This window comes from Acinetobacter sp. UBA2063, from assembly GCF_002333245.1.
GTDB lineage: Bacteria > Pseudomonadota > Gammaproteobacteria > Pseudomonadales > Moraxellaceae > Acinetobacter > Acinetobacter parvus.
In genome coordinates this window covers 1-2849 of sequence record NZ_DDAH01000206.1, presented here as the reverse complement: position 1 = coordinate 2849, position 2849 = coordinate 1, and the positions used below count along the sequence as shown (strand labels likewise).

At 45.3% G+C, this 2849-nt stretch carries 2 protein-coding genes and 1 pseudogene; 2 read left to right on the top strand and 1 reads right to left on the bottom strand.

All coding sequences use genetic code 11. The features are described from left to right. Positions 1-87: 87 nt before the first annotated feature. On the bottom strand, positions 88-1221 hold the full coding sequence (locus tag B4H32_RS09935) for an endonuclease/exonuclease/phosphatase family protein (RefSeq protein ID WP_004674563.1): 1134 nt from the start codon (positions 1219-1221) through the stop codon (positions 88-90). A 202-nt stretch (positions 1222-1423) separates the two neighbouring features. Here B4H32_RS09935 and asd point away from each other — a divergent pair, with 202 nt between their 5' ends. Both asd and B4H32_RS09925 read left to right on the top strand, forming a co-directional pair. Beyond that, positions 1424-2542 (top strand): aspartate-semialdehyde dehydrogenase, encoded by a 1119-nt coding sequence (asd, locus tag B4H32_RS09930; RefSeq protein ID WP_286802708.1) that lies wholly within the window; start codon positions 1424-1426, stop codon positions 2540-2542. A gap of 144 nt (positions 2543-2686) precedes the next feature. Then, a pseudogene (locus tag B4H32_RS09925) lies at positions 2687-2849 on the top strand (FimV domain-containing protein); the annotation flags it as partial.

The window sequence follows — 2849 nt, the reverse complement described above, 5'->3', positions numbered from 1 at the left end:
TTTACGGCTATTCGGATAAATCTTTTAAGCGGCCATGACTATTCGCTGTGGACTGAAATCACTGTACGATAATGCTTACATGAGCGTTTAGTGCTTATTCTTAATGATTACACTTTTATGAGTCTGGGCAAGTTCATCCACCACCACTTTCCCCTCCTGCTCCGCTTTCGCTATACCCTCCTGAATCGCCTGCTGTGCCTCATCCTCATCACTTTCTGTCTGCTCCAGCTCTTGCTGCTTTTGTTCAAATATCCGTCCCGTTTGCAGCACCACATAGATTGGAAAATGGTCTGAACCAATATGGGGCAAACGCTTCATTTCAACCAGACCAAAGTCTGTACTGTGGAAAATATGGTCCAGCGACCAACGTAATAGTGGATAATCCGCATGAAAGGTATTCATAAAATAACGCCCCACACGCGGGTCAAGCAGACCACTGATCCGCTGGAACAGGCGGGTGGTTCTTGACCATGCCACATCATTCAGGTCACCCATCACAATACAGCTCTCATCAATATCCTTGATCTGGTCGCCCACAATCAGGAGTTCAGCATCCCTTAAGGTGGAATCCTTTGCCTCTGTGGGACTTGGCGGCTTTGGATGCAGACAGTACAACTGCACACTTAGCCCCGAACGCAGGCGTATTGTTGCATGGATGGATGGAGTTTCATCACTCAGGATGAATTTCACTTCGGTGTCCGCTAACGGCAAGCGGCTATATAGATGCATTCCATACAAATTATCCTGAGGCACTGCAACGCGGTAAGGATAATCCGCTTCAATCGGTTTTAATGCTTCCTGCCAAACCTGGTCAGTTTCCAGTGTCAGCACCACATCAGGCTGCAAACGATTAATCTGTTCCAGCAACAGGTGATATTTATGGTTCGGGGTCAGCACATTGGCGACCAGCAATGAGATTTGCTGCTCAACATTCAGTTGATCCTGACGCACATGCAAAACCTGCTTTTTCCAGACAGGTGTATAAGGCAGCACCATCTTAAGTTGGTAGGCAACCGCCGCAATCACACCCAAAAGCAGCAATTCCCTAACGGATGTCCACTCTGCATTAATAAAAAGCAGGCCAGCAAGCGCAACCAACCCCACGAACAGAATCTGTAATCTTGGAAAATCAGCCCCCCGAAACCACCACTCATCCCGTCGAATCAATGACCATCCACTCAACCAGATCGCCAGCACCGCACAAACCTCAATTGCTATCATTTTGCCCTACTCTTATTACACTTCATTGCTGATATTATGGATTTCTTAATCATATTATGGTCTTATCAATTTTCTATCTAATACAAACAAGTTATTCCACTCAAGAAAATTATGGTTTTATTTAGGTAAAGCTTGCAGTTGCAGGCACTTTTGATACACTCAAACCCCTTATAAAGTTTTTTACATACCGAGGCACAATGACATGAAAGTAGGTCTGGTCGGTTGGCGTGGGATGGTTGGTTCTGTCCTGATGCAACGTATGGTTGAAGAGAATGATTTTGCTCACATTGAGCCATTCTATTTTTCTACCAGTAATGCAGGTGGTGAAGCACCTGCATTTGGTGGTAAGACTGCCCCAGCACTTATGGATGCATCAGACATTAACAGCCTGAAGCAAATGGATGTCATTTTAACCTGTCAGGGCGGTGACTATACCTCTGAAGTCTTCCCAAAACTGAAGGCTGAAGGCTGGGATGGTTACTGGATTGATGCCGCATCCACCCTGCGTATGGCGGATGATGCCATCATTGTGCTTGATCCCGTCAACCTGAACGTGATCAAGGACGGTTTGGTGAATGGCACCAAAACATTCGTTGGCGGCAACTGTACTGTTTCACTGATGTTGATGGGCCTGGGTTCACTGTTCCAGAATAATTTGGTGGAATGGGCAACCTCAATGACTTATCAGGCCGCATCGGGTGCAGGCGCGCAAAACATGCGTGAACTGATTACAGGTATGGGCTACCTGTACAACAATACTAAGGAATTACTCGACGATCCAAAATCCGCCATCCTTGATATTGATCGTCAAATTGCCGAGTTGCAACGTGGTGAAGGTTTTCCAAAGTCTAACTTTGGTGTGCCATTAGCAGGTTCATTGATCCCATATATCGATAAACAGCTTGAAAGTGGTCAATCAAAAGAGGAATGGAAAGGTCAAGTTGAAACTAACAAGATTCTGGGTAACCAGCAAATTGTTCCGATTGATGGCCACTGTGTGCGTATTGGTGCAATGCGTTGCCACTCACAGGCTTTAACGCTGAAATTGAAGAAAGATGTGCCACTTGACGAGATTGAGGACATGATCCGCAATTCAAGCCAATGGGCGAAAGTGGTCCCAAATACCCGCGAAGCCTCCATGACTGACCTGACTCCTGTGGCGGTTACAGGTACTTTAACTGTTCCAGTGGGCCGTCTGCGCAAGCTGAATATGGGTAAAGAATACCTGGGCGCATTTACAGTGGGTGACCAGCTTCTCTGGGGCGCGGCAGAACCGTTACGCCGTATGCTTCGCATCTTGGTAGAATACAAGCACGCCTAAGCAAAAAAACAGATGAAAATCAAAAGCCGATCACAGTTGATCGGCTTTTTTCTTATGATTGCAGATGAAGATTTTACAATTCATTTACATCACGGTAATGTATACTTTTGAATTGACTAAAACATCACTGTTTCATGGATCAAGATGACTATTTATAACAAATTAAAAATTGCCATTTTAACCATATTATCTTCGCAACATCTTTATGCAATCACACTTGATCCCTTGCAAATCCAGTCCGCACCTGGCGAGTTACTCTATGCGGAAATGAGCTTTCATCAGGCAGATGCCAATTCAAAACTGGATG